Origin of the sequence: Gordonia sp. 852002-50395_SCH5434458 (assembly GCF_001665905.1) — a bacterium.
Classification (GTDB): domain Bacteria; phylum Actinomycetota; class Actinomycetes; order Mycobacteriales; family Mycobacteriaceae; genus Gordonia; species Gordonia jacobaea.
The window spans coordinates 108,044-130,433 of the sequence record NZ_LZTC01000041.1; the positions used below are offsets into that span (position 1 = coordinate 108,044).

The 22,390-nt window shown below is 65.5% G+C and carries 21 protein-coding genes; 9 read left to right on the forward strand and 12 right to left on the reverse strand.

Translation table 11 applies throughout. The features are described 5' to 3' along the window. Positions 1-3: 3 nt before the first annotated feature. From A5785_RS10265 to A5785_RS10280, 4 genes are all read right to left on the reverse strand, one after another. Positions 4-990 carry a glycosyltransferase family 2 protein gene (locus A5785_RS10265; RefSeq protein WP_231894258.1) on the reverse strand — a complete coding sequence of 329 codons (987 nt, stop codon included), beginning with the start codon at positions 988-990 and terminating at the stop codon, positions 4-6. Positions 991-1,114: 124 nt separating this feature from the next. Next, the gene (locus tag A5785_RS10270) at positions 1,115-2,113 is read right to left on the reverse strand and encodes an endonuclease/exonuclease/phosphatase family protein (protein ID WP_049697755.1); all 999 of its coding nucleotides are present in this window, start codon (positions 2,111-2,113) and stop codon (positions 1,115-1,117) included. Next, on the reverse strand, positions 2,079-3,017 hold the full coding sequence (mshD, locus tag A5785_RS10275; RefSeq protein ID WP_049697754.1) for a mycothiol synthase: 939 nt from the start codon (positions 3,015-3,017) through the stop codon (positions 2,079-2,081). Before mshD ends, A5785_RS10270 begins: the two co-directional genes overlap by 35 nt. Next, positions 3,001-3,891 carry a winged helix-turn-helix transcriptional regulator gene (locus A5785_RS10280; RefSeq protein WP_049697753.1) on the reverse strand — a complete coding sequence of 297 codons (891 nt, stop codon included), beginning with the start codon at positions 3,889-3,891 and terminating at the stop codon, positions 3,001-3,003. Before A5785_RS10280 ends, mshD begins: the two co-directional genes overlap by 17 nt. Positions 3,892-4,047: 156 nt before the next feature. On the opposite strand from A5785_RS10280, the gene A5785_RS10285 reads away from it, so the two are divergent. From A5785_RS10285 to A5785_RS10295, 3 genes are all read left to right on the forward strand, one after another. Next, entirely contained in the window at positions 4,048-5,019 is a 972-nt protein-coding gene (locus A5785_RS10285) for an LmeA family phospholipid-binding protein (protein ID WP_082938028.1), read from the forward strand. Positions 5,020-5,430: 411 nt separating this feature from the next. After that, on the forward strand, positions 5,431-6,270 hold the full coding sequence (locus A5785_RS10290) for a sulfurtransferase (protein WP_005204219.1): 840 nt from the start codon (positions 5,431-5,433) through the stop codon (positions 6,268-6,270). Between the two features lie 2 nt (positions 6,271-6,272). Further along, entirely contained in the window at positions 6,273-6,578 is a 306-nt protein-coding gene (locus tag A5785_RS10295) for a DUF1416 domain-containing protein (RefSeq protein WP_005204217.1), read from the forward strand. Between the two features lie 83 nt (positions 6,579-6,661). Here the strand turns inward: A5785_RS10295 and A5785_RS10300 are convergent, their stop codons facing one another. Continuing rightward, complete coding sequence (locus tag A5785_RS10300; protein ID WP_049697752.1) at positions 6,662-7,063, reverse strand: helix-turn-helix domain-containing protein; 402 nt, start codon at positions 7,061-7,063, stop codon at positions 6,662-6,664. Between the two features lie 57 nt (positions 7,064-7,120). Here A5785_RS10300 and A5785_RS10305 point away from each other — a divergent pair, with 57 nt between their 5' ends. Together A5785_RS10305 and A5785_RS10310 are read left to right on the forward strand one after the other, a co-directional pair. Further along, positions 7,121-7,978 carry an alpha/beta fold hydrolase gene (locus A5785_RS10305; RefSeq protein WP_049697751.1) on the forward strand — a complete coding sequence of 286 codons (858 nt, stop codon included), beginning with the start codon at positions 7,121-7,123 and terminating at the stop codon, positions 7,976-7,978. A gap of 271 nt (positions 7,979-8,249) precedes the next feature. Further along, on the forward strand, positions 8,250-8,915 hold the full coding sequence (locus A5785_RS10310) for an FABP family protein (protein ID WP_064866255.1): 666 nt from the start codon (positions 8,250-8,252) through the stop codon (positions 8,913-8,915). 59 nt (positions 8,916-8,974) lie between these two features. Here A5785_RS10310 and A5785_RS10315 read toward each other — a convergent pair whose 3' ends face one another. After that, a complete protein-coding gene (locus tag A5785_RS10315; RefSeq protein ID WP_049698052.1) occupies positions 8,975-9,421 on the reverse strand; it encodes a hypothetical protein in 447 nt (148 codons plus the stop codon). Positions 9,422-9,902: 481 nt separating this feature from the next. Between A5785_RS10315 and A5785_RS10320 the strand changes: the two genes are divergently transcribed. Next, entirely contained in the window at positions 9,903-11,528 is a 1,626-nt protein-coding gene (locus A5785_RS10320) for an HNH endonuclease signature motif containing protein (protein WP_064866257.1), read from the forward strand. A gap of 26 nt (positions 11,529-11,554) precedes the next feature. Here A5785_RS10320 and cydC read toward each other — a convergent pair whose 3' ends face one another. The 5 genes from cydC to A5785_RS10345 form a co-directional block, all read right to left on the reverse strand. Then, entirely contained in the window at positions 11,555-13,336 is a 1,782-nt protein-coding gene (gene cydC / locus A5785_RS10325) for a thiol reductant ABC exporter subunit CydC (RefSeq protein WP_049697749.1), read from the reverse strand. Further along, complete coding sequence (gene cydD, locus A5785_RS10330; protein WP_197494558.1) at positions 13,329-15,059, reverse strand: thiol reductant ABC exporter subunit CydD; 1,731 nt, start codon at positions 15,057-15,059, stop codon at positions 13,329-13,331. Before cydD ends, cydC begins: the two co-directional genes overlap by 8 nt. A gap of 5 nt (positions 15,060-15,064) precedes the next feature. Further along, positions 15,065-16,141, reverse strand: coding sequence for a cytochrome d ubiquinol oxidase subunit II (gene cydB / locus A5785_RS10335; RefSeq protein ID WP_049698049.1), 1,077 nt, complete (start codon positions 16,139-16,141; stop codon positions 15,065-15,067). Between the two features lie 12 nt (positions 16,142-16,153). Next, positions 16,154-17,740 carry a cytochrome ubiquinol oxidase subunit I gene (locus tag A5785_RS10340; protein ID WP_064866259.1) on the reverse strand — a complete coding sequence of 529 codons (1,587 nt, stop codon included), beginning with the start codon at positions 17,738-17,740 and terminating at the stop codon, positions 16,154-16,156. 230 nt (positions 17,741-17,970) lie between these two features. After that, positions 17,971-18,849, reverse strand: a complete 879-nt coding sequence (locus A5785_RS10345; RefSeq protein ID WP_049697747.1) for an aminodeoxychorismate lyase — start codon at positions 18,847-18,849, stop codon at positions 17,971-17,973. Between the two features lie 41 nt (positions 18,850-18,890). On the opposite strand from A5785_RS10345, the gene ygfZ reads away from it, so the two are divergent. The 3 genes from ygfZ to A5785_RS22880 all read left to right on the forward strand — a co-directional run bounded on the left by ygfZ (position 18,891) and on the right by A5785_RS22880 (position 21,022). Then, the gene (ygfZ, locus tag A5785_RS10350; RefSeq protein WP_049698048.1) at positions 18,891-20,066 is read left to right on the forward strand and encodes a CAF17-like 4Fe-4S cluster assembly/insertion protein YgfZ; all 1,176 of its coding nucleotides are present in this window, start codon (positions 18,891-18,893) and stop codon (positions 20,064-20,066) included. Next, complete coding sequence (locus tag A5785_RS10355) at positions 20,063-20,725, forward strand: MOSC domain-containing protein (protein WP_064866261.1); 663 nt, start codon at positions 20,063-20,065, stop codon at positions 20,723-20,725. Before ygfZ ends, A5785_RS10355 begins: the two co-directional genes overlap by 4 nt. A gap of 120 nt (positions 20,726-20,845) precedes the next feature. Next, entirely contained in the window at positions 20,846-21,022 is a 177-nt protein-coding gene (locus tag A5785_RS22880) for a DUF3073 domain-containing protein (RefSeq protein ID WP_005204191.1), read from the forward strand. Positions 21,023-21,122: 100 nt separating this feature from the next. Here the strand turns inward: A5785_RS22880 and purM are convergent, their stop codons facing one another. Then, positions 21,123-22,247 carry a phosphoribosylformylglycinamidine cyclo-ligase gene (gene purM, locus A5785_RS10360; protein WP_064866275.1) on the reverse strand — a complete coding sequence of 375 codons (1,125 nt, stop codon included), beginning with the start codon at positions 22,245-22,247 and terminating at the stop codon, positions 21,123-21,125. Between the last annotated feature and the right edge of the window lie 143 nt (positions 22,248-22,390).

A 22,390-nucleotide genomic window follows, 5' to 3' on the forward strand; every position in this document is an offset into this window, starting at 1 on the left:
GCATCACCTGTGCCGCAACGCATTCGCGTAGCGGTGCGGTGCTGTCAGCATCGCGACGGCGAAGACGGCAGAGCGCATCTCACCCGCCGCGAGCAGCGGGAGCACGTCCCGACGCGATACGCGAGCACGAGCGATGCGCAGCAGTTCGTTCGTCATGGGGCCCGCACCGCCTTCGTGCTCTGCGCGCATCGCCATGTGCGCCGCGGGGATCAGAACCTCTCGATACACGAATGACCTTGCAGTCGAACGCCATTGCCTCGTGTCGGGAACGGTGTCGAGCATCTCGAGGACCTCGTCGCCCATCTCGAAGATCGCGCGCGTGTCGGCCGTGACACGGTGCGACACCGAATCGTTGCGAAGTCGATAGCGGTACAACGCCTCTGGCACCGTCGCCACGGCGCGTGAGTCCAGCGCCACCCGCGCGATGGTCGACAAATCCTCGTACGCGCGGCGCGTACCCCAGGGGTCGTCGCCGAGAACGTCACGGCGGAAGAGTTTTCCACTGGCATACGACCGTGCCCTACTGCGCAGCAATAGGTTCGCGTACTCGTCGCCGGAGAGCGCGCCGGTCGGAAGTACCGGAGTGAAATCTCCCGTCGGTACCCCACTCTCGTCGACGAATCGCGTTGTGCACGTGGCGAAATCGGCGTCGGAACGAAGCAGTTGGTCCAGCATTGTCGCCGTGAACGCCGCGTCGGCGATGTCGTCGCTGTCGAAGAACCAGATGATGTTTCCCGACGCTGCCGCAAGTCCCGCGTTGCGTGCCGGCCCCACACCGCTGTTGTGTGGCATACGCACGACCCGATGCGCGACCTCCCCATCAGCGAGCACGGCTTCTGCCCGTTCGATGGAATCGTCACCGCCGCGATCATCGACGAGCACGATCTCGTCGACCGGAGCGTGCTGGTCGATTATCGAGCGCACACATGCCTCGATGTAGGCAGCGCTGCGATAGACCGGCACGACAACAGACACCGACACGTCTTGCATCGTCAGTCGAGTCCGGCTCGTGGCGGATTGAAACATCGCGAGATGCGCTCCCCTCAAAATCACTCCGCGTAAGGGTAGCCTAACCGCGATACCATGCGCCTGTCGGGCACCGCCGCGGACGAGGTCAGGGCCTGACCGTGGCGATCACGCCGGTGTGGTCGGAACCGGGCAACTCGACTCGACGAAAGCTCGTCGGCATCGGACCGCCGCGCGTCATCACCCGATCGAGAGCGAGCACGGGCGGAAAGCGCCTGTTGGCGGGATACGTTGCGACGATCCCCGCCCCGAGGTGGTCAGCGGCGTCGACGAGACCCGGCGGTTGCGCGAGCAACCGCCGAAAGCGTGCGTGATCGTAGGTCGAGTTGAAATCGGCGCCGAGGATCAGCGGGAGTCGCTCCTCACCCAGCGTCGAGGACAGCAGATCGACCTCGTACGCCCACCGCCACGCCGGCTCCGGCCACGGCGGTATGGGATGAAGCGCATAGATGGCGCGACGCCCGACACCCGGCAGGTCGACGACGGCCCGCAGATTGGCCATCGCCATCTTGCCGATGCGGAACTCGTCGGTCAACGGGTAGCGCGAGTAGATGCCGGCCCCGCCCCCACCCCGCCTCGGAACCACGAACCGATACGGCAGCGCACTGGCGATTCCGGCGGCGTCGAGCTTGCCGATCGCGTCGTCGGTGAGTTCGACGACGGTGGCGATGTCGACGCGATTGTCGCGTATCTCCCGCACCACCGACGCGGCGTCGGCCTGTCCGAGATAGATGTTCGCCTGCATGACGGTGATGTCCGACGCCGCGCGCGCTTCGTCGGTCCCGACGAAGAGCGGTACCTGTGTGCCGATCCCGATGGCGACGACGACTGCAGCGACGACAGCACACATCCATGCCCGCGACGCGAGCAACACCACCAGACCGACGATCCCGATCACGATCAGGATCGGGGTGCCCGCGGCCAATCGTGCCCAGGTGTTGCTGACGAATGGCACAGCATGCGCAACGGCCCCGAGAAGACCGACCGCGGCCAGCAGGCAACCGATGATCGTCAGCGCTCGGCGCAGCCGACTCGACCCGGTCCTGCCCGACTCAGCCGTACGCGACGTCGACGGCGTATCGGGCAAACCCGAGCCTCTCGTAGGTGTGTAGGGCTGCGGTGTTGTCGCCTTCGACGTACAGCATCACAGTCCCGATCCGACGGTCGGCAAAGTAGTGAAGCCCGGCCAGCGTGAGCATCCGGCCCAGGCCACGGCCCTGAGCCGCCGGGTCGACCCCGACGATGTAGACCTCGCCGAGATCGGCGTCCTGCTGCTTGGTCCAGTGGAAGCCGAGCAGCGTCGTCGGGTCGTCGACGTCGTAGGCGAGGAACAGCCCGGCCGGGTCGAACCACTCGGCCGATGTCCGTTCGGTGATCTGCTCCGACGACCATCCGCCCTGCTCCGGGTGCCACGCGAACGCGGCGTTGTTGACCCGGAGGATCTCCGCGTCGTCGGCGGGTCCGGCGTAGGTGCGCAGCTCGATCGACGGGTCGACGACCAGCGGTGGTAGATCAGACCCGTCGGCTGCGACGTCGCGGCGCAGTTGTAGCAGCTCCCGCTGCTTGTGCAGGCCCATGCTCGCCGCGAGCGCCTGCGCGCCGAGGAGATCGCCGTGCGCCCAGGCGCGGGGCGTCGGGCCGTCGGGATTCGAGACAGCGCGCGCGGCGTCGAATGCTGCGTCGAACAGGGCCTTCCCGTGCCCGCGGCGGCGCAGGGCCGGGTCGACGACCCCCTCGATCATCGAGGGCTCCCCCTCGCGTCCGGGGGTGATGTTGGCGTAGCCGGCCGTCGAGACGACGTGACGCACGCCCGACTCCGCGTGAGATCCGGCGGCGTCGTCGATGGACAGGACGGACTGCTCGGACAGCGGGCCGACATCGTCGGCGCTGGTCGCGTCGGCCACCAGTCGGCGTGCGTGCGCGACACCGGCGGCGTCGAGTCGATCGGTGACGACCGGGGTGTCTCCGATCGCGTCAGCTTCCGCTGGCACTGAACTCCTCACCGAATCCCGAGGCGTCGAAGGAGTCGCCCGCAGACCTGGCGTCCTCATTCACGTCCCCACCGTCGAGGTCGTCATCGAGATCTGCATTCTCAGCAATATCGCTGTCGGACAGACCGTCATCGGCAATGTCATCGTCGGCAATGTCATCGTCGACCGGGTAGTCGCTGGCCGCTCCGGAGCCTGCGCCGCGACCGCGCGTCGGACGTACTGCTTTATATCCGACGTTGCGCACGGTCCCGATGAGCGACTCGTGCTCGCTGCCGAGTTTGGCGCGCAGGCGTCGGACGTGGACGTCGACCGTTCGCGTGCCGCCGAAGAAGTCGTAACCCCACACCTCTTGCAGTAGTTGTGCGCGGGTGAACACCCTGCCCGCGTTCTGCGCGAGGTACTTGAGGAGTTCGAACTCCTTGTAGGTGAGGTCGAGCGGGCGCCCTCGCAGTCGAGCGGTGTACGTGCCCTCGTCGATCACGAGTTCACCCAGCGTGACCTTGCCGGACGCCTCCTCCGTGCCCACCCCACGGGTACGAACGACCAGAAGCCGAAGCCGCGCGTCGAGTTCGGCTGGTCCGGTCGCCGGGAGGAGGAATTCGTCGAGGCCCCAGTCGGCGTTGACCGCGACGAGCCCGCCTTCGGTCAGCACCGCAGCCACCGGCACGGCTGAGCCGGTGCTGCCGAGGAGTCTGCACAATCCGCGTGCCGCGGCGAGGTCTGTTCTCGCGTCGACGATGGCGATGTCGGCGTTACTGGCCTCCATCAGCGACGACACCTCGGTGGGTGCCACACGGACCGTGTGCGCGAGCAGCGACAGGGATGGCAGCACCGCCTCCGGATTCGGATCGGCTGTCAATAACAAGAGATCCACGTGATACTCCGATCTCGTCTTCCCGCCCTGAACTCCACCACTACTACTGCGACCGCCGGGCAGAAGTTCGCCGGGACGTCAGCATCACACACGAACGAACCTCATTGTTTACGTCGGCTTACCACCGTGTGCGCGATAGATGACAGAATAGCGCCAATGTCGGGTTCTGCTGTTAACAAGGCAGCCGACGGGGGTGGCGCAACTGCGTCGGGCAGCCACGAGCGCGGCACATTCCGCGCCCGTCGCGCACTCATCGTCGGCGTCTGTGTCGTCGTCGTAGTGCTGGTCGGGGCGTTTCTCGCCGATCTCGGCGCCGCCGCGCGCGGCGAGTACCGCCTGTCGCGATCGTTGCAGGCCTCGCCGCAGATCACCTTCGATCCCGAGGTCACGCTCAGCGGATTCCCCTACGTGACACACGCGTCACGCGGCGAGTTCTCCGGTGCGACCATCACCGCGCGCGGCGTCGCGGTGGCCGGCTGCCAGATCCGACGCGGGTGTACCGCAGAACTCGGCGCCCGTCTCGGGACGCTGTCTGTGCCCGACGGGTGGAACATCGGGCCGTCGGACACGATGCACACCGAGTCGGTCGACGCGTATACACGGCTGGACTCGGTCAATCTCGGCCGATTCCTGGGCATCCTCGACCTCACGGTGAACACTCCCGCTCCCGAGGGCAAGGCAGGCGGCGGTGGCCCGCAGGACGGCCTGCTGCACCGATCATCCGGGGTGCTGCTGACCGGAACCGTCGCCCTGCCCCCATCCGATAGTCCTCTGCCCTCCGCAGGACCCGAGACCACGCCCGTCCCCGCGGACACCCCGTCGGCGTCGGAATATCGGGGTCGCAAAGCAAAGGTGAGCGTGAGCGTCGACCTCTCGATCCGCGACGGTCGGCTACACCTGCAGGCCACCGACTTCTACGACGGCCCGGAAGAACACGAGAGCGCTCCCGAACTCGACGGCCCCGACAACGCGGCGCTGCGCGCCCAAGTGCTGCAACGATTTTCGACGACGCTGCCACCCCTCCCCCTACCGTGGGGCATCACTGCCACGGGTGCGCACAGCGAGGGAAGCGACGTACTCCTCGTCGCCGACACCGGTCCGCGCGATCTTCGCCCGAGAGACTTCTGACCACCGTCGGCATTCAGCGCGCGAGCGTAACTCCGCCGCCGCGCGCCAGCGCAACTCGTCGTCGCAGTCGAAATCACGGGGGCCGCTATTGAAGTGTCACGGGGTGGCTGTTGTACCCTCGTTGGCATGCAACTGCGCCGTGAGCTTCTGCTCACCCGTCGGCGGGCGATCGACTTCTGTCGCGTCGCCGACTGTTGCTGTCTCTAGTCCGGTGATCGCGCCACCTCGGCACGCTCACCACAGGTGACGGCCGGTGTGTGCAGTGTGCGCGCTCGTGACATCGCAAGTCCGCATCTCCTCAGATGCCGCCGTCATCGTTCGACCGTCATTCGACCGACGTCCGGCCCATTCTCATCACTCCGGTGACCGGACACACTTACCGAGAAATCCCACCTCTGGAAGGAACCAGACATGGCACGTTCCGACGTCCTGGTCAGCGCTGATTGGGCTGAGCAGAACCTGAACAACGACAAGGTCGTCTTCGTCGAGGTCGACGAGGACACCAGCGCTTACGACGGCGGCCACATCGAAGGCGCCGTCAAGCTCGACTGGAAGACCGATCTGCAGGATCCGGTCCGTCGCGACTTCGTCGACCGCGAGCAGTTCTCCGCGCTGCTCAGCGAGCGCGGCATCTCCAACGACGACACCGTCGTCCTCTACGGCGGCAACAACAACTGGTTCGCCGCTTACGCGTACTGGTACTTCAAGCTCTACGGCCACCAGGACGTCAAGCTGCTCGACGGTGGACGCAAGAAGTGGGAGCTCGACGGCCGCCCGCTGTCGACCGACGCCGTCTCGCGTCCCGCGACCGAGTACAAGGCTGCCGATCCCGACAACTCGATCCGCGCCTTCCGCGACGAGGTCGTCGACGCCATCGGCGTGAAGAACCTCGTCGACGTGCGTAGCCCTGACGAGTTCTCCGGCAAGATCCTGGCTCCCGCGCACCTCCCGCAGGAGCAGAGCCAGCGTCCCGGCCACATCCCCGGCGCCATCAACGTGCCGTGGAGCAAGGCTGCCAACGAAGACGGCACCTTCAAGTCCGACGACGACCTCGCCGAGCTGTACAAGGAAGCGGGCCTCGACGGCTCGAAGGAGACCATCGCGTACTGCCGTATCGGTGAGCGCTCGAGCCACACCTGGTTCGTGCTGCAGGAGCTGCTCGGACAGACGAATGTGAAGAACTACGACGGCAGCTGGACCGAATACGGTTCGCTGGTCGGCGTTCCGGTTGAACTGGGAGAAGGAAAGTAAGTATGTGTGCTGCACCCAAGCAGGGACAGAAGTTGCCCGCGGGCGTCGACGTCGAGAAGGAGACCGTCCTGACCGGACAGGTCACCGACGCATCCGGTAACCCGGTTGCGGGCGCGTTCGTGCGACTGCTCGACTCGACCGGTGAGTTCACCGCCGAGGTCGTCGCAAGCCCCACCGGCGACTTCCGCTTCTTCGCCGCCCCCGGCACCTGGACGCTGCGCGCCCTCTCGTCGGTCGGCAACGGCGACGTGACCGTCAGCCCCGAGGGCCCCGGCGTTCACGACAAGGACATCACCGTCTCGAAGTAGACAAAAGAGTCGCAATCTCGAAGTAGCGCAGTTCTGAAGTAGCGCAACGCTTTTGAGGCTGCTGATTCGCAGAGCAGGCCCGGTCACCCGCAGGGTGGCCGGGCCTGTTTGTTCGGCGGATAGGTCGATGCGTACCGCGTGCAGTCGGGGCACCGGCTGAGCAGATCATGCCTGCAACCGATGACGTGTTCGAGGAAACTCTCCGCGTCCGCCAGCTGGGCGCGTTGTGAACGTATCCATCGGAGCTTCTGCTCGATCAGTTCCGTACGACCTTCTTCGTCGCGGTGCAGCACCAGCCGGATCTCGGCAAGACTCATGCCGACGCTCTGGCAGGCCTGAACTATGCGGATGCGACGAATGTGCTCCTCCGTGTACAAACGGTGGCCCGACGCTGCGCGATCGGGTACGACCACACCGAGGTCGTGCCAGTGGCGTAGCACGTGGTCGTCGACGCCAACTCGCCTGGAAGCCTCTCCGATCTTCACTTTCCGTACGACCTTCCGTCTTGACCTCAGGTCAACCTGAGGTTTTAGCGTGTCGCCATGATGACACACGATCCGCTGCCAACCGCTTCGATCATCACCGTGGACGAAACCTCTATCGCGACAAGGATTCTCGAGCCCCCAACGGCCTCGGCGGGCGACATCGTGCTGTGCCACGGCACGCCATGGTCGTCTCAGGTCTGGACCAGTGTTGCCACCGACTTGAGTCGCGACTACCGAGTTTTTCTCTGGGACATGCCCGGCTATGGCGAGTCGGAGAAGAGCGCGGCAGTCACGACCGACTTGGCCGCGCAAGCCGTACGACTGGGCTCGCTCATCGAGTTGTGGGGATTGCAGCGGCCACATGTCATTGCGCACGACATCGGAGGCGCCGTCGCACTCCGCGCACATCTGCTCAACGGCGTCGAGTACGCAGACGTGTTCCTCTGGGACGTCGTCACCCTGGACCCGTGGGGGTCGCCCTTCTTCCGGCTGGTTGCCGAGAACGCACATGTCTTCGAGCAGCTCCCAGCACATCTACATGCGGCACTGGTCAAGGAATACATTGCCGCAGCAGCCTTTCGGCCGTTACCCGACGAAGACGTCGAGGCGCTCGCCTCCCAGTGGCTCGGCCCCGTCGGACAGGCGGCGTTCTACCGGCAGATCACAGCACTCAGCGCAGCGGACACCCGCCCAGTGGCAAATCGACTGGAAGCCACACGCAGCCCGGTTCGTATCGGCTGGGGTCGGGATGATCCGTGGATACCGCTCGGGCAGGCCTATGAACTCCAGTCCAGATTCCCAGATCACCCGGGGGTCGTCGTGCTCGACGACGTCGGACACCTCACGCCCGTCGAAGACCCTTCTGCGGTGACGGCGGCCGTTCGCGCATGGCTTGCGCGGCAACCGGCCCCATAGCGCCGTCGCCGCGTGGGCCATGGTCGGAGCCGACCCACCATCAACACCGTCTGCGGCCCAGGGCGGACGCGGCACGGCACAGTGATCCGACTCGACGGCGCGGGCGCCAAGCGACACAGCCGAGTGTGGTCGACCTCAGTGAACTACCGCCCGCGCATCGGAGTTAGAATCTAACCGTGGTCATCTTCTTCGAAATCTTGCTGGTCCTCGCGGCCGTCCTGATCACCTGGTTTGCGCTGTACGTGCTCTACCGACTGGTCACAGACGAATCGTGACCTCCCCGGAGGACGCACAGCCCGACGACGCCGTCGCCGCCCGTAGATCAGGCGACGAGGCGATCAGCCAGGCCGATTCGCGCGCTGCCGAGTCAGGCAGCCGCGAACGCAACGTACCCGCGTGGGACGATCTGCCGCTGAAGGCCGATACCGCCAACCTGCGGCTCGGTGCGGACCTCCACCAGGGACTTCTCGCGCTACTACCGCTCGTGGGAGTGTGGCGTGGCGAGGGCGAGGGACACGATCCCGTCACCCACACCGACTACCACTTCGCACAGCAGATCGTCGTCAGTCATGACGGGCAGAACTTCCTGAACTGGGAGTCGCGCTCCTGGGTCATCGACGAGGACGCCAACTTCCTGCGTCCCGACCAGCGTGAGACCGGCTATTGGCGGATCACCGAGGACGACTCCATCGAACTTCTCCTCGCCCATGCCGTGGGATGGGTCGAGCTGTTCTACGGCCGGCCGCTGAATCAGACGTCGTGGAATCTCACCACCGACGCCGTCGTGCGCTCGGAGACCAGCGCCCCCGCCGGCAACGCCAAGCGCCTCTACGGCATCGTTCCCGACGGCGACCTCGCCTACGTCGAAGAGCGCGTCGACTCCGACGGCGACCTCACGCCGCGCCTGTCCGCGAAGCTGCGTCGTTTCGTCGGATAGTCAGCGCACCCCGCGAGCTGTGCCGCGGCTGCCAGCTGATCGTCGAATTGGCTGCCTGATCACCCACGCAGTTGCGGCGGCGGGCCGTCGAAGAAGAACTGGAGCGCGAGCGGGCCGTCGTCGATGATCTCTCCCACCAGCACCGGGCGCCCGCCTCGACGCTCACCCTGCAGGATGTGGAACTCGGTGTCGGGCAGGATGCGCGACGTGCCGCGCGGCAAATAGGTGAATAGCGCATCGGCGGTCCCGCAGACGCCGGGGGCGGAGAGGATCGCCAGGTCGGCGAGGCCGTCATTGTGCAAGACAAGGTGGCCAGATGCGGCACCTGCGATACCGAGTCGGCTGTAGCCGAGGTTCTCCACCGTCCCGATGATCCAATTGGTCGGCCCGTCGTTGGTCCACTCCGGATCCTCGGTGGTGAGATAGCGGCTGCGCACCGCGGCAGTGCGATTCGACGACTCGTGCATGCGCGCGTGGAGAGATCTGACCGCGCTGGTTGTTCTCATCATCGGCCTCCTGGCTGTCACGAATCACGGGTAACGGGTGTGCTACTGACACGAAGTTCACTCCCCGGACTCGGCGGCCGCATGCGTAATGCACTACTCGTTGTCGGAATTGCCCGACAGGCCGAGGCTGCCGCACTACCTCAGGCCGCGAAAGAACCCAGACACGGAACAGCCCGAGACATGGAACGACCCCCGCATCACCCGTCATGCACGGGCACATCGGCCGGACGGCCGGATGCGGGGGTCGGGTGACCATCTGGTATTCGCCAACGGGCGAAACTGCTTAAGTCACAGGCGGTCCGCCGTTAGCGGATGGCCACCTCACGTGTCCGTATGTCATACAACTTCAGACCACCTCCTTTCTCGTGTACGACCGAAAGTACGCCCGCAACAACATGCCCGCAACGCATTTTTCGCTGCGTATGCCGAGGTCGGATCTGCGTTCAGAATTCTTGTCAGACCTCGAATGTATGTTTGGTTCATGTCCTTGGAAACCACTCTCGACGCCGGCGCGGGCGCGCCCGGCGCGTCGTCGGATCCCGAGCGCTTTGGCGCGCCGACGATGCCGCCGATCGTCGAGCAGATGTGCGAGGACGAAGAACTGTCGAAGACCGACCTGGTCGAGATCATCGCGCATTGCGCGTCCGTTCGCGCCAGCGCCGATTATCGAATGCTGCAGGCTATCAGCCTGATTCACGAAGAGCACGAGGAAGACTACGGCTCAGAGATCGGCGAAGCGCACCCCGGCCCCGCTGATTCCCCGGAGGATCTGCACGCGCTGGCGACGCTGGCCAGATCCGGCGGTAATCCGCGCGCCCGGTTCGGCCCGGACGGACTCGAGCGCACCATCGCCGACGTCGGCGCGGTCCTCTCGGTCTCGCCCGCCAAGGCGCGTGAGCTGATTACCGCGGGGCATGCCGTCCGCTATCGCCTACCGCTCACCGGCTCGGTACTGGCGTGCGGACGTCTCGACTTGTCCCAATTCCTCATCGTCCTTTCGCGCACCGCCCTTTGCGGACCCGACACCATCGCCGACGTCGACGCCCGAATCGCCTCGGCACTGCTGGCGCGCAACAAAATGTCGACGACTCGCCTCAAGGCACTCGTCGACAGCGTCGTCGCACAACTCGACCCTCCCGCGGTCAAACGGCAGCGCGAGCTCGTCGAACACGACCGCGACGTGCAGGTACGGCCCGACCGGCACCAGCCGGGACAGTCCCGTATCAGCGGGACGCTTCCCATCGAGTCCGGTGTCATGATCGACGCTCGGCTCAACGCGATGGCCCGTGCTGTTCACGACGCCGACCCGCGCACTCACGCACAACGTCGAGCCGACGCCCTGACCGCCTTCGCGCACGGCGAGAGCCACCTCACGTGTAGGTGCGAGGCCTGCGCGCTGTCTGACGACCTCTCGGAGGCGGTAAGCGAACCAACCGACGACCTGCCCGACCAAGCCGCCGCACCGGCACAGATGATTCCGCCGTCGCCGAGGGCGATCATCCACGTCGTCGTCAACGAGTCGACCATCAATGGCGACGACGACAAGCCGGGATTCATCGACGGACATGGCGTCGTCGATGCGGAGACGATTCGAAAACTACTCACGGATGCCGGGATCGACTTCCTCGACCCCGCGACGATCAACGAGCGTGCCGCCTCATCGGCACTGCGGTACACGCCGAGCAAGAAGCTCGACGCGCTGATCCGCTCGGGTGAGCTGTGCTGCACATTCCCCGGGTGCAGCAACCCGGTGTGGCGCGCCGACGTCGACCACGGCGAGGCTTTCAACCGCAGCAATCCGCAGGCTGGAGGCGCCACCGTAGCGGCAAACCTCAAGCCGCTGTGCAGGTTTCACCACAGGATCAAGACCTTCGGCAACTGGCGCGACCTGCAGACCGTGATGGGGACAACTCTGTTCGTCTCCCCCACCGGGCACACCTTCGTCGGCAATGCGTTCACCGGCTTCAACCTCTTCCGAGGCCTGCGCAGGCTGAAACCACCCGATCACCCGGCCAATCGACGAATCAACGCCGCACACGACGCCAAACGTCGTCGACTCGAACGTGCCGAAAAGCGCTGGAACGACGAGAACCCGCCGCCCTACTGAGCAATCGCCTACCGAGAATTGCCAACCTACTGGGAGCCGACCGGTTCCCATTCGATCCGCACGAAGTCAGCAGACTCCGCGCGCGGCGGCTGATGCGTCACGACCACCACAGTGCGATCGGGTCCGAACATGCCCCCCACCGGCGTCAGCAGTCGGGCGAGCAACTGCTCGGCGTCTGCGGCGTCGAGGTGTTCGGTCGGCTCGTCGAGCAGCACCACCGGTGCCCGGTGCAGCAGTGCGCGGGCAAGCAATAGTCGACGACGCTGCCCACCGCTGATCGCCTCCGCCCCACCGGTCAGTACCGTGTCGAGGCCATCGGGTAGACCGGCCACCCACTCACCGAGTCCGACGGCGCCCAGCGCCGCGCGCATCTCGTCGTCGGTCACGTCGCCGCGCGCCACGCGCAGGTTCTCACCGAGCGTCGTCGAGAAGATGTGAGCCTCCTCGGCGAAATAGCATGCGGCCGAGCGCAATGCGACAGGAGTACCGTCCTGATCGGTGGCACTCACCGAACCGGCACGCGGCTCGAGCAGACCGGCGATGGTCAGCAGGAGCGTCGACTTCCCGATGCCGCTCGGCCCGACAACGGCAAGTCGCGATCCCGGCGGCAGCACCTGGGAGATGCCCTGTTCAGGGCCGAGCGTCGGCGGTGTGGCGTCGGACGTGGCGGGCCACCCCCACCTCAGCTGATCGAGCTGCATCGTCACCGGCCCAACGTGTACCGGCACGTCGATGTCGTCGGCAGCGTCCCCCGTAACGTCCACGTGAGCACGGTCGACGTCGGCACCTTCAGCGCGGGCACCGTCGACCAGCGCCATCACACGCGCCGCGCTCTGGCGGCTGCGCTCCAGTTGGATGCCCGCCTCGGTCAGCGGTGCCGTCGATTCGAATGCGGAGAGCGGCAACAGAATCAGCACGCCGAGGATCATCGGGGTCAGTCCGTGGCCGCTCGCGACGTCGGCGAGGGAACCGGACGTCGACGACGCCAGGTGGATACCGATCAGGCAGCCAGCCAGCAGCGACACCCCCAGCGCAAGCGGTGTGGCCGCTGCTGCGAGTGATTGCACCCGGACACCACGATCGGCAGCAGCGATGGCATCCTCGTCCGCGGCACGGGCGTCGGCCAACACCGCGTCACGACGCCGCCCGACGATGAGTTCCGGCGCATGCCAGAGTGCGGTGGACGCGGTGTCGGCAGCCCGTGTAGTTGCGGCGGCACTGTCGGCGATGGCCCGCGCCGACCCACGCGCTGCGAGCCACGGCGCCACGACTCCGCTGACGATGAGCGCCACCGCCAACACGACTGCGGCCCAACCGGATACGAACGCCATGATGATGATCGCCGCGAGCGACGTGGTGAATCCGACGCCGATCGGGATCAGCCCACGGATCAGGGCGTTACCCAATTCGTCGATGTCGTCGCCGGTCCGGGTGAGCAGATCACCACGCCGCAACGTGACCGAGTACGCGGGCGAGCCGGTGGCCAGCGCGAGGTAGAGACGTTCCCGCGCCGTCGCCATGCCGCCGAGCGCCAGATCGTGTGTCGCCAGCCGTTCCAGGTAGCGGAACAGACCACGCGAAATACCCAGTGCGCGTACCGCGGTGATCGCGACCGACAGAAACAACACAGGCGGCATCTGCCAGGCACGCGTGATCAGCCACGCAGACAGTGCGGCCAAGCCCAACGCCGACAGCGCACCGGCGACTCCGAGCAGAAGCGACCGCGCAACCGGCTTCCACTTCAGATCCAGGAAACCCAGCGCACGGACAAGCGGATCGCTGCGCCACCCGGTCCTGTTGTCAGCCAACGCCGATCACCTCCGGAAACTCGACGATGCTGTCGGCATAGGCACGAGCAACCGGACGATGCGCGACGACGACCACGGTGTCGCCCGCCCACGCGCGACGAGCGAGCGCACCGAGCACCGATGCCTCCGACGCCGCGTCGAGGTGTGCTGTCGGTTCGTCGAGCAACAGCAGCGGCGCCGGCGACGCCAAAGCACGTGTCAACGCCAGTCGTTGACGCTGGCCGGCCGACAGACCGACACCACCAGCCCCGAGTTCGGTGTCGAGCCCGTTCGGCAAGGAGTCCACGACGACGTCGAATCCTGTTGCCGCGGCAGCCGTCTCGAATGATTCGGGCGGCACCTGCCCGAACAGCGCGAGATTCTCGGCGACCGTGCCGGGCACGATGACCGGCTGCTGGGGCAGCCAGATGACCTGCTCGTGGTACGCGGTCGGTTCGAGTTCTGCGACCGGGATCGAACCGACAAGCACCGATCCGTCGTCGGGTGCGATCAGGCCCAGCATCGTCGCGACGGCCGTCGACTTACCCGCACCGTTAGGACCGGTGAACAACGTGAACTGTCCGGGTTCCACGGTGGTGGTCAGACCGTAGGGCGCCCAGCCATCACGCCCGTGGACGCCGACGTCGAGAAGCCGGATCGGTTCTCCCGCAACAGTGCACGTGCGCGTCCGGCGAGAGGTCGACGGTGCCGTGACATCGCCGGAATCGATCAGCTCGAGCACCTCGTCCGCCGCGGCGACCCCGTCGGCCGAGTTGTGGAACTGCGCACCCACTTGGCGTAGGGGCAGATACGCCTCGGGCGCGAGGATGAGCGCGAAGACACCGGCGTAGAGGCTCATATCGCCGAACACCAGCCGCAATCCGATGCCAACCGCGACCAGAGCGACACACAGCGTCGCCAAGAACTCGAGAACACCACCGGAGAGAAACGCCACCCGCAGCCCGGACATGGTGCTGCGCTTGTGTTCTCGCCCCAACTCGGCAACCCGCGCCGCGGGCGCCTGCGCACGATTGAGCGCACGCAACGTGGGCAGACCCGCGATCAGGTCGAGCACTTGCGAATTCAACGTGCTCATCGTCTTGAGCTTGCGCTCGGTTCGATCCCGCGTCATCAGTCCGATGAGGATCATGAACAACGGAATGAGCGGCAACGTGATGATGATGATCAACGCCGACGGCCAATCGGCAAGTGCGATCACGACCACGACGGTCGGGGTCACCAGCACGGTCACAATCAATGCCGGGACGTAGCCCGACAGGTACGGCCCCAGGGCGTCGAGTCCGCGCAGCAAGACCGTCGTCGCATGCTCCCTGCGCCGCACCAACTCTCGCGTCGGGGTGCGGTCGGGATCGGTCAACACACGCAGTGCACGCGCGCGCAGCTCGGCAATGGTCGACGCCGACGCGCGGTGCGCATACCGGTCATGCGCGTACGACATGATCACGCGAACCGCCAACGCGCAGGCCAGGATCCACAGATGCGTCGATTGCGCCGAGATCGACCTGCGCGCCGGATCGACGATGATCTCCGACAGGATCGACGCCGTCATCGCCGCGGCGACGAGCATCGCGACGGTGGTGATCGACGCCGAGATCGCGGTCACCGCAACGTAGCGGCGGGTCGTCGGCGAATATTTGAGCAGGCGAGGATCGAGAGGCGGACCCCCACGACGCTGTGCGCCCGAGGCCGCTGGGCCACCCCGGCTGTCTGCCGGGGCGCCCACCGGGCTTACTCCCACGCCTTCAGCGACGACAACCCGATCGACTCTGGGATCTGGTCAACCGACAGCCGCTTGCGGAACACCCAGTACGTCCAGGCCTGGTACGCGATCACGATCGGGGTGACGACCACCGCGGCGATCGTCATCACCGTGAGGGTGTAGTCGCTCGACGCCGTGTTCTCGACGGTCAGGTTGAACGCCGAATCGGTCGTCGACGGCAGCACATTCGGGAACAGGCACGCGAAGAGCGAGGCAACCGTACCGGCGATGGCAATCGCGTTGGCGGTGAACGCGATTCCCTCTCTCTCGGCCTGCGTGGCGATCACCATGACAACCGCTGCGACGGCCGCGATCAACACCGGGATCCACGTCCAGCCGTTGCCGTAGGCGAACTGAGTCCACAGCAGGAAGACTGCCGCGACGACCAGCGTCGGAATGGCGAGCACCTTGGCGTACTTCTTCGAATCCTCTTCCAGCACACCACCGGTCTTGAGGCTGAGGAAGATCGCACCGTGGGTGAGGAACACCAGCAGCGTCGTGAGTCCACCCAAGAGACCGTAGGGGTTGAGAAGGTTGAAGAACCCGCCCGTGTACTGATGCGCCTCGTCGATCGGCAGACCACGAACGACATTGGCGAATGCGACGCCCCACAGAATGGCGGGAATCCACGAGCCGAGTCCGATACCGATGTCGCACCACTGCCGCCACTTGGGATTGTTAATCTTGCCGCGCCATTCGATCGAGACGACACGGGCGATCAGGCCGACCAGGATGAGGAACAGCGGCAGGTACAGCGCCGAGAACATGGTCGCGTACCACCCGCCGAACGCGGCGAACAGCGCGCCGCCCGCCGTCAGCAGCCAGACCTCGTTGCCGTCCCACACCGGCCCGATCGTGTTGAGCAGAACGCGACGTCGTTTGTCGTTGTCGGCTGCGTCGTCGTCAGCAGATACCTTGCTGTCGCCGCCGGTATGACTGCGTCCCAGGAACGGCATGAGCATGCCGACACCGAAGTCGAAGCCTTCGAGGACGAAGTATCCGACGAACAGAATGGCGACGATGATGAACCAGAGGTTTCCGAGCATCTCTCCCACTCCTCAGTACGCGAACGACAGTTGCTTGGGACCATTCGCATCGTGGTCGGTGACATCGTTGTCGAGCACCGGCGGGACGTCGTCGTGTGGACCGGGGCCCTCGATGATGTAGCGGCGCTGCAACAGGAACCAGACGACGCCGAGTGCGCCATAGAGGAGCGTGAAGCCGATCAGCGTCACCCAGACGATCGGGGCCGTGTGATTGGAGACGCCGTTCTGCACCAGCATGTGTATTCGCGTCGGGTCGAGGTTGTCCTGCCAGTTCGGCGCCACCACCCACGGCTGGCGTCCCATCTCGGTGAAGATCCAACCGGATGCGTTGGCCAGGAACGGAGTTGGGATCATCCACAGCGCAATCAAACCGAATTTGCGTGAGCTGATCACCTTCTTCTTCCGTGTCAACCACAGTCCGCCGAACGCGACGATGACCGATCCGAGAGCCCACGTGATCATCGCGCGGAATCCCCAGTAGGTGACGAACAGGTTCGGGGCGAAGTTCTGATTCGGTGGGACGCCGGGAGTGCCCGCCAGCTTCTCGGTGTACTCCCGCTGCAACTCGTTGACACCCTGGAGGGTCTGGTTGAAGCGATGAGTAGCCATGAACGACAACATGCCGGGGATCTCGATCACGTGGTCGATGTTGTCGCAGTTGTTCTGCCTACCGATGGAGAGCACGGAGAAGCCCGCATTCGTCTGTGTCTCACACAGTGATTCGGCGGCGGCCATCTTCATCGGCTGCTGTTTGAACATGATCTGCGCCTGGTAGTCGCCGGTGATGATCAGCAGTACTCCCGAGACGATCGCCACCCAGCACGCGAACCGGGTGACCGGGCGCCAGAGACGTCGTGCATCTCGTTCCAGATCCTCTGGCGTGGCGTCGATCTGGCTGGGCGACGTGGTCTTGGGCATGTCGGAGGTGTCGCCGGTCTTGATGGCCTCGCGCAACTTCTTGGCGCGCCACATGTTTCGAGCCATCCACCACGCGCCGATGGCCGCGACGAAGGTTGCCGCGGTCAACCACGCACCCACGATCACGTGTGGGAACGCGGCAAGAGTCGTGCTGTTGGTGATCACAGCCCAGAAGTTGTTCATGGCGGGGCGATTCCGCTCGTCGCTCCACTCGACGCCGACAGGATGCTGCATGAACGAGTTCGCGGCGATGATGAAGTACGCCGACGCGGTCACACCGATCGTGACCAACCAGATCGTCGCGAGGTGAATGGCCCGCGGCAAACGACTCCAGCCGAAGATCCACAATCCGAGGAACGTCGATTCGAGGAAGAAGGCGATCAGCCCCTCGAGTGCCAGCGGCGCACCGAAGACGTCGGCGACGTACCTGCTGTATTCACTCCAGTTCATTCCGAACTGAAACTCCTGCACGATGCCGGTTGCGACACCGAGGGCGAAATTGATCAGGAAGAGCTTCCCGAAGAATTTCGTGGCCCTCAGCCACTGCTCATTCCCGGTCTTGTACCAGACCGTTTGCATGATCGCGATCATCGGCGCAAGACCGATGGTCAGCGGAACAAGAATGAAGTGATAGACAGTCGTGATTCCGAACTGCCATCGTGACAAATCCAGAGCGTTCATCGCGTCTCGAATCTCATAGCCGCGCCCCCGGGCTGGGAGACGCGTCCTGGTACGAAAACACGAGCTTGCTACGACACCACGTAGTAGCTCGTTGTCGACGACGCTACGCTGGGCCGATCCTGGGGACAAGCAGCCAAAGGTCCCGTCGTCAGGATGAAGTTATGAGCCGTGTCTCACAGTGTCGCCGGCGTCTCGACGAGTACATCAACAAGGCAAAGCCGCCGACCTGCCTATTCTGAGTCATCGCAGATGGCACGGTCCACCAAATCGGCGAACTGCTCAGTATTCGACGCCACGGGCGTTACGTATCTATTAAGTGCGGTCACCCGAGCCGCCAACGTGACGCTACTCACGAGCCAAAACGAATCCGCAGCAATCAGGTCCGCGGTCCGCAGAATTCGCGTCTCGGTGCGCCAGCCCTCCTTCTCGGCCAATGCGAACGTGGCCCTCGCCGTGGTCCCGGGAAGAATGCCGACTTCGGTGGGAGGCGTGACCAACGTCTTGTCATAGACGGCGACGACCGTCGAACGCGGACCCTCGAGAACCGCACCCTCCGCGCTCAGGTAGATGACGTCGTCGAATCCCTGTGCCGTCGCGTGGCGCAGTGCCGCCATATTGGTCGCATAACTCAGCGTCTTCGCTCCGAGGAGCTGCCAGGGCGAGCTCGCAGCTGCATCGATCGAATAGCCACGGTCGAGCGTCACAACCGAGACACCGTCGCGTCGGACCGCCGTCACCCGATCGGCGACAGGTCCCACCGTCAGATACGCCGTGGGCGGACCGTCCGCGCCCGCACTCTCCCGGCCTCGCGAATAGACCAGGCGCGCAAGGCCCTCGGCACCCTGTGGCGCATCGGCGGTCCACTGCTTGGCCGCGACGTCGATCAGCTCACGCCACGCGTCGACGTCGGGCTCGGGGAGGTCGAGCATCGCCGCACTGCGCGTGAGGCGCTCGAGGTGCAGTCCGACGCACCGCGCGCGGCCCCCGCGCACGAGCAGCGTCTCGAAGATGCCGTCGCCACGCACCGCGGCGAGGTCGTCGGCGTGCAGGAACGGTTCGTCAGGCTCGTGGCGCTCACCGTCGAGGGTCATCAGGATCGAGTGCGACATAGTCCACGAGGCTAGTGCGTTCGCTGCGTAGAATCAGTGAGGTGGCGCCCTCCCCGATCTTGACCAGGTATTCCACCAAGGGCGCGGTCGCTGACCCGCACTCTCCCGCAGACGATTCGTCGACGACGCTCGCGTGGCATTACGGCGATCCCCTCGGCGAACAGCGAGCCGCCGTGCGCGGTGCCGTCATCATCGACCGCTCCGATCGTGCGGTGATCGAGGTCCCCGGCTCCGATCGCCTCGCCTGGCTGCACAACATCAGCAGCCAGCATGTGAGCCATCTCGCCGATCGACTCAGCGCCGAGTCGCTGTCCCTCGACATCAACGGGCGCATCGAAGACCACTTCGTCGTCACCGACGTCGACGAGGTCACCTGGATCGACACCGAGGGCGATCGCGGAACTCCGCTTCTCGACTTCTTCACCAAGATGATCTTCTGGTCCGACGTCGCACCCGCGGCCCGACCCGACATGAAGGTGCTGACCCTCATCGGCCCCGACGTGCTGCGCGGACCGATCGCCGAAGTCCTCGACATCGACCCCGACGCCGCGCCGTACACCGCGGGCGACCTCCCCGAAGCCCACCACGAAGAAGAGCCGCTCGGTTTCTGGCGCATCATGCCGCCGCTGTCGGAGGGGCCGCACGCATCAGGCGTACTGCCCGTCGTCGACCTCGTCGTCCCCGAGTCACAGATCGTGAGCTGGTGGGACACCGTGATCGAAGCCGGCGCACGTGCCGCCGGGAGCTGGGCATTCGACGCGCTGCGCGTCGCAGGCATGCACCCCCGCCTCGGGATCGACACCGACGAACGAACGATCCCCCACGAGCTGAACTGGATCGGCGGCCCGGAAGAGTTCGGCGCCGTCCATCTCGACAAGGGTTGCTATCGAGGCCAGGAGACCGTGGCACGCGTCCACAATCTCGGCAAGCCACCTCGACGACTCGTCCTGCTACACCTCGACGGCAGCGCCGACGACAAGCCCGAGCCGGGCGCCACCGTGACCGCGGGCGGCCGCACCGTCGGACGCCTCGGAACCGTCATCGACCATTTCGAACTCGGACCGATCGCCCTGGCCCTGGTCAAGAGTGGAATCGGCCCCGACGTCGAGCTCGAGGTCGGGGATGGACTGCCCGCCCGCATCGATCCCGACTCGATCAAGGTCGACGACCGGGTGCAGGCCGGACGGGCCGCGATCGACAAGCTGCGCGGCCGATGAGCGCATCGGCGAACGATCAGCCGCAGGAACTGCTCGGACATGTCCTGGCGGTCTGCGTCGCCGATCGCGACGTCGATCTGGGACGTGTCGGAGTGAGCGCGATCGACAAACACCCCCAGCAGGGCAGGGTGGCCGTCGGCGACGAAGGCCTCATCACCGATCACGTCTGCGACAAGAAACACCACGGCGGACTCGATCAGGCCGTCTACGCGTACGACCACGCGGAGGCACACGAGTGGGCGACGACCCTCGGGCGTGAACTTCCTTACGGCTGGTTCGGCGAGAACCTCCGGGTCACCGGCCTCCCCGTGACCGACGCCCTGGTCGGCGAACAGTGGGCCGTCGGCGACGACGGGCTGCTCCTCGAAACCACGATTCCCCGTATCCCGTGCCGCACCTTCGCCGCGTGGGCTGACGAACCCCAGTGGATCAAGCGGTTCCTCGACCGCACAGACGTCGGCACCTACCTGCGGGTTCTCCACCCGGGCACGGTCGGCGCCGGCGACGACATCCGCGTCGTCTTCCGCCCCGACCACGGTGTGCGGGTGCGTCATCTGATCACCGGGACCGACGGCGATTCACTGCGTGCGTTGCTGGCCGACGACGACCTCGCACCCAAGGTTCGCCGCGAAGCCACCAAGAAGCTGGCTCGCGCATAGGCAGGGCAATCCACAGAATCCGTTTGGGCGCGCTAGACTGGTCAGCACGACAGATTCACTACCTAGAGAACGGGGCCGCCACTAGTTTGGCCGCCCCGTCATTGTGCGAGGGGGTCCCATATGGGCCGCGGCCGGGCGAAAGCAAAGCAGACGAAGGTTGCTCGTCAGCTCAAGTACTCCACTCCCCACACCGACTTCGACAGCTTGCAACGCGAGCTGTCGGGGTCGGACGATTCGGCGGACCGTCCGAATCCTGTGGACGAGTGGGCCGAAGAGGAGGAGTGGAAGCGCGCCTGACGCGTCCCTTCTCCTGCGGTAACCCGCACGACCTTTTAGTCACGTCGGTGATGCGCTCGGCAGTCCCGTGCGCATCACCGACGATGCTTACTCCCAGGCTCTAGAAGCGGGGATGCTCTCCGACGACCGTCACCTTGGGGACGTCGTGGTTCTTCGGTTCCGGTGAACGCTTGATCGAGCCGAGCACCCAGTTGTCGACGTGGCGGGCGGTCAGCACTGCCAGCGCACGGTCGGTGTCCTCGGGCGCCACGATGGCGACCATCCCGACACCCATGTTGAATGTACGTTCCATCTCGGCCTGCTCGACGCGGCCACGCTGCGCGATGAGCGCGAAAATCGGTGCGGGCGTCCAGGTTCCACGTTCGAGCTCGGCGACCAGGCCGTCGGGGATGACGCGTGAGAGGTTCTCGGCGAGTCCTCCGCCGGTGATGTGCGCGAAGATCCGCACGTCGGTCTCCGCAGCCAGTGCGAGGCAGTCGCGCGCGTAGATGCGGGTCGGTTCGAGGAGCTCCTCGCCCAGCGTGCGCCCGAACTCCTCCACGTGGCCACTGAGATCCATATGGCCCCATTCGAGCAGCACCTTGCGCGCGAGTGAGTATCCGTTGGAGTGCAGCCCCGACGCCCCCATCGCGATCACGACGTCGCCCGCGCGGACACGTTCGGACGACAGCAGTTCGTCGGCCTCGACGATCCCGACAGCGGTTGCCGAGAGGTCGTAATGATCGGGAAGCATCAGTCCCGGGTGCTCGGCCGTCTCGCCGCCGAGCAGCGCACACCCGGCGGCCACACAGCCGTCGGCGATGCCCGCGACGATTTCTGCGACGACCTCCGGGATCACCTTGCCGATGGCGATGTAGTCCTGCAGGAACAGCGGCTCTGCACCGCACACGACGAGGTCGTCGACGCACATGGCGACGAGGTCTTGTCCGACGGTGTCGTGCTTTCCGACCGCCTGCGCGACAGCGAGTTTGGTACCCACACCGTCGCTCGATGCAGCGAGGACCGGCTCACGGTAGTTGCCCTTGAGTGCGAACAAACCGGCAAACCCGCCCAGTCCGCCCATCACCTCGGGTCGCGTGGCGCGCTTTGCGTGCGGAGCAAACAGCTCGACGGCGCGCTCACCTGCGTCGATGTCGACACCAGCAGCCGCGTACGACGCTCCGGCATCCGTCGGCGTCGAGTCGCCCGTACTCGGTTCGTTGGCTACCGAATCCTTCTCGGACATGTAGGCGCGCACCCCTGTTCGCAATCGCTGATGGTCGGATCACACGCTACCGGAGAGCGCGCAAGCAGTCGCCACAGGCAGCAGTTCACACAGAGGGGCTCACGGGGTGAGGTTCACCGCAGCGCGGTCGCAGGAGGATGAGT

What these genes read in the sequence shown, in the direction of transcription:
- A5785_RS10265 (WP_231894258.1), bottom strand. Translation starts at nt 990, where the DNA reads ATGCAAGACGTGTCGGTGTCTGTTGTCGTGCCGGTCTATCGCAGCGCT.
- A5785_RS10285 (WP_082938028.1), top strand. Translation starts at nt 4,048, where the DNA reads ATGTCGGGTTCTGCTGTTAACAAGGCAGCCGACGGGGGTGGCGCAACT.
- A5785_RS10290 (WP_005204219.1), top strand. Translation starts at nt 5,431, where the DNA reads ATGGCACGTTCCGACGTCCTGGTCAGCGCTGATTGGGCTGAGCAGAAC.
- A5785_RS10295 (WP_005204217.1), top strand. Translation starts at nt 6,273, where the DNA reads ATGTGTGCTGCACCCAAGCAGGGACAGAAGTTGCCCGCGGGCGTCGAC.
- A5785_RS10305 (WP_049697751.1), top strand. Translation starts at nt 7,121, where the DNA reads ATGATGACACACGATCCGCTGCCAACCGCTTCGATCATCACCGTGGAC.
- A5785_RS10315 (WP_049698052.1), bottom strand. Translation starts at nt 9,421, where the DNA reads ATGAGAACAACCAGCGCGGTCAGATCTCTCCACGCGCGCATGCACGAG.
- A5785_RS10320 (WP_064866257.1), top strand. Translation starts at nt 9,903, where the DNA reads ATGTCCTTGGAAACCACTCTCGACGCCGGCGCGGGCGCGCCCGGCGCG.
- cydB (WP_049698049.1), bottom strand. Translation starts at nt 16,141, where the DNA reads ATGCTCGGAAACCTCTGGTTCATCATCGTCGCCATTCTGTTCGTCGGA.
- A5785_RS10340 (WP_064866259.1), bottom strand. Translation starts at nt 17,740, where the DNA reads ATGAACGCTCTGGATTTGTCACGATGGCAGTTCGGAATCACGACTGTC.
- A5785_RS10345 (WP_049697747.1), bottom strand. Translation starts at nt 18,849, where the DNA reads ATGTCGCACTCGATCCTGATGACCCTCGACGGTGAGCGCCACGAGCCT.
- A5785_RS10355 (WP_064866261.1), top strand. Translation starts at nt 20,063, where the DNA reads ATGAGCGCATCGGCGAACGATCAGCCGCAGGAACTGCTCGGACATGTC.
- A5785_RS22880 (WP_005204191.1), top strand. Translation starts at nt 20,846, where the DNA reads ATGGGCCGCGGCCGGGCGAAAGCAAAGCAGACGAAGGTTGCTCGTCAG.
- purM (WP_064866275.1), bottom strand. Translation starts at nt 22,247, where the DNA reads ATGTCCGAGAAGGATTCGGTAGCCAACGAACCGAGTACGGGCGACTCG.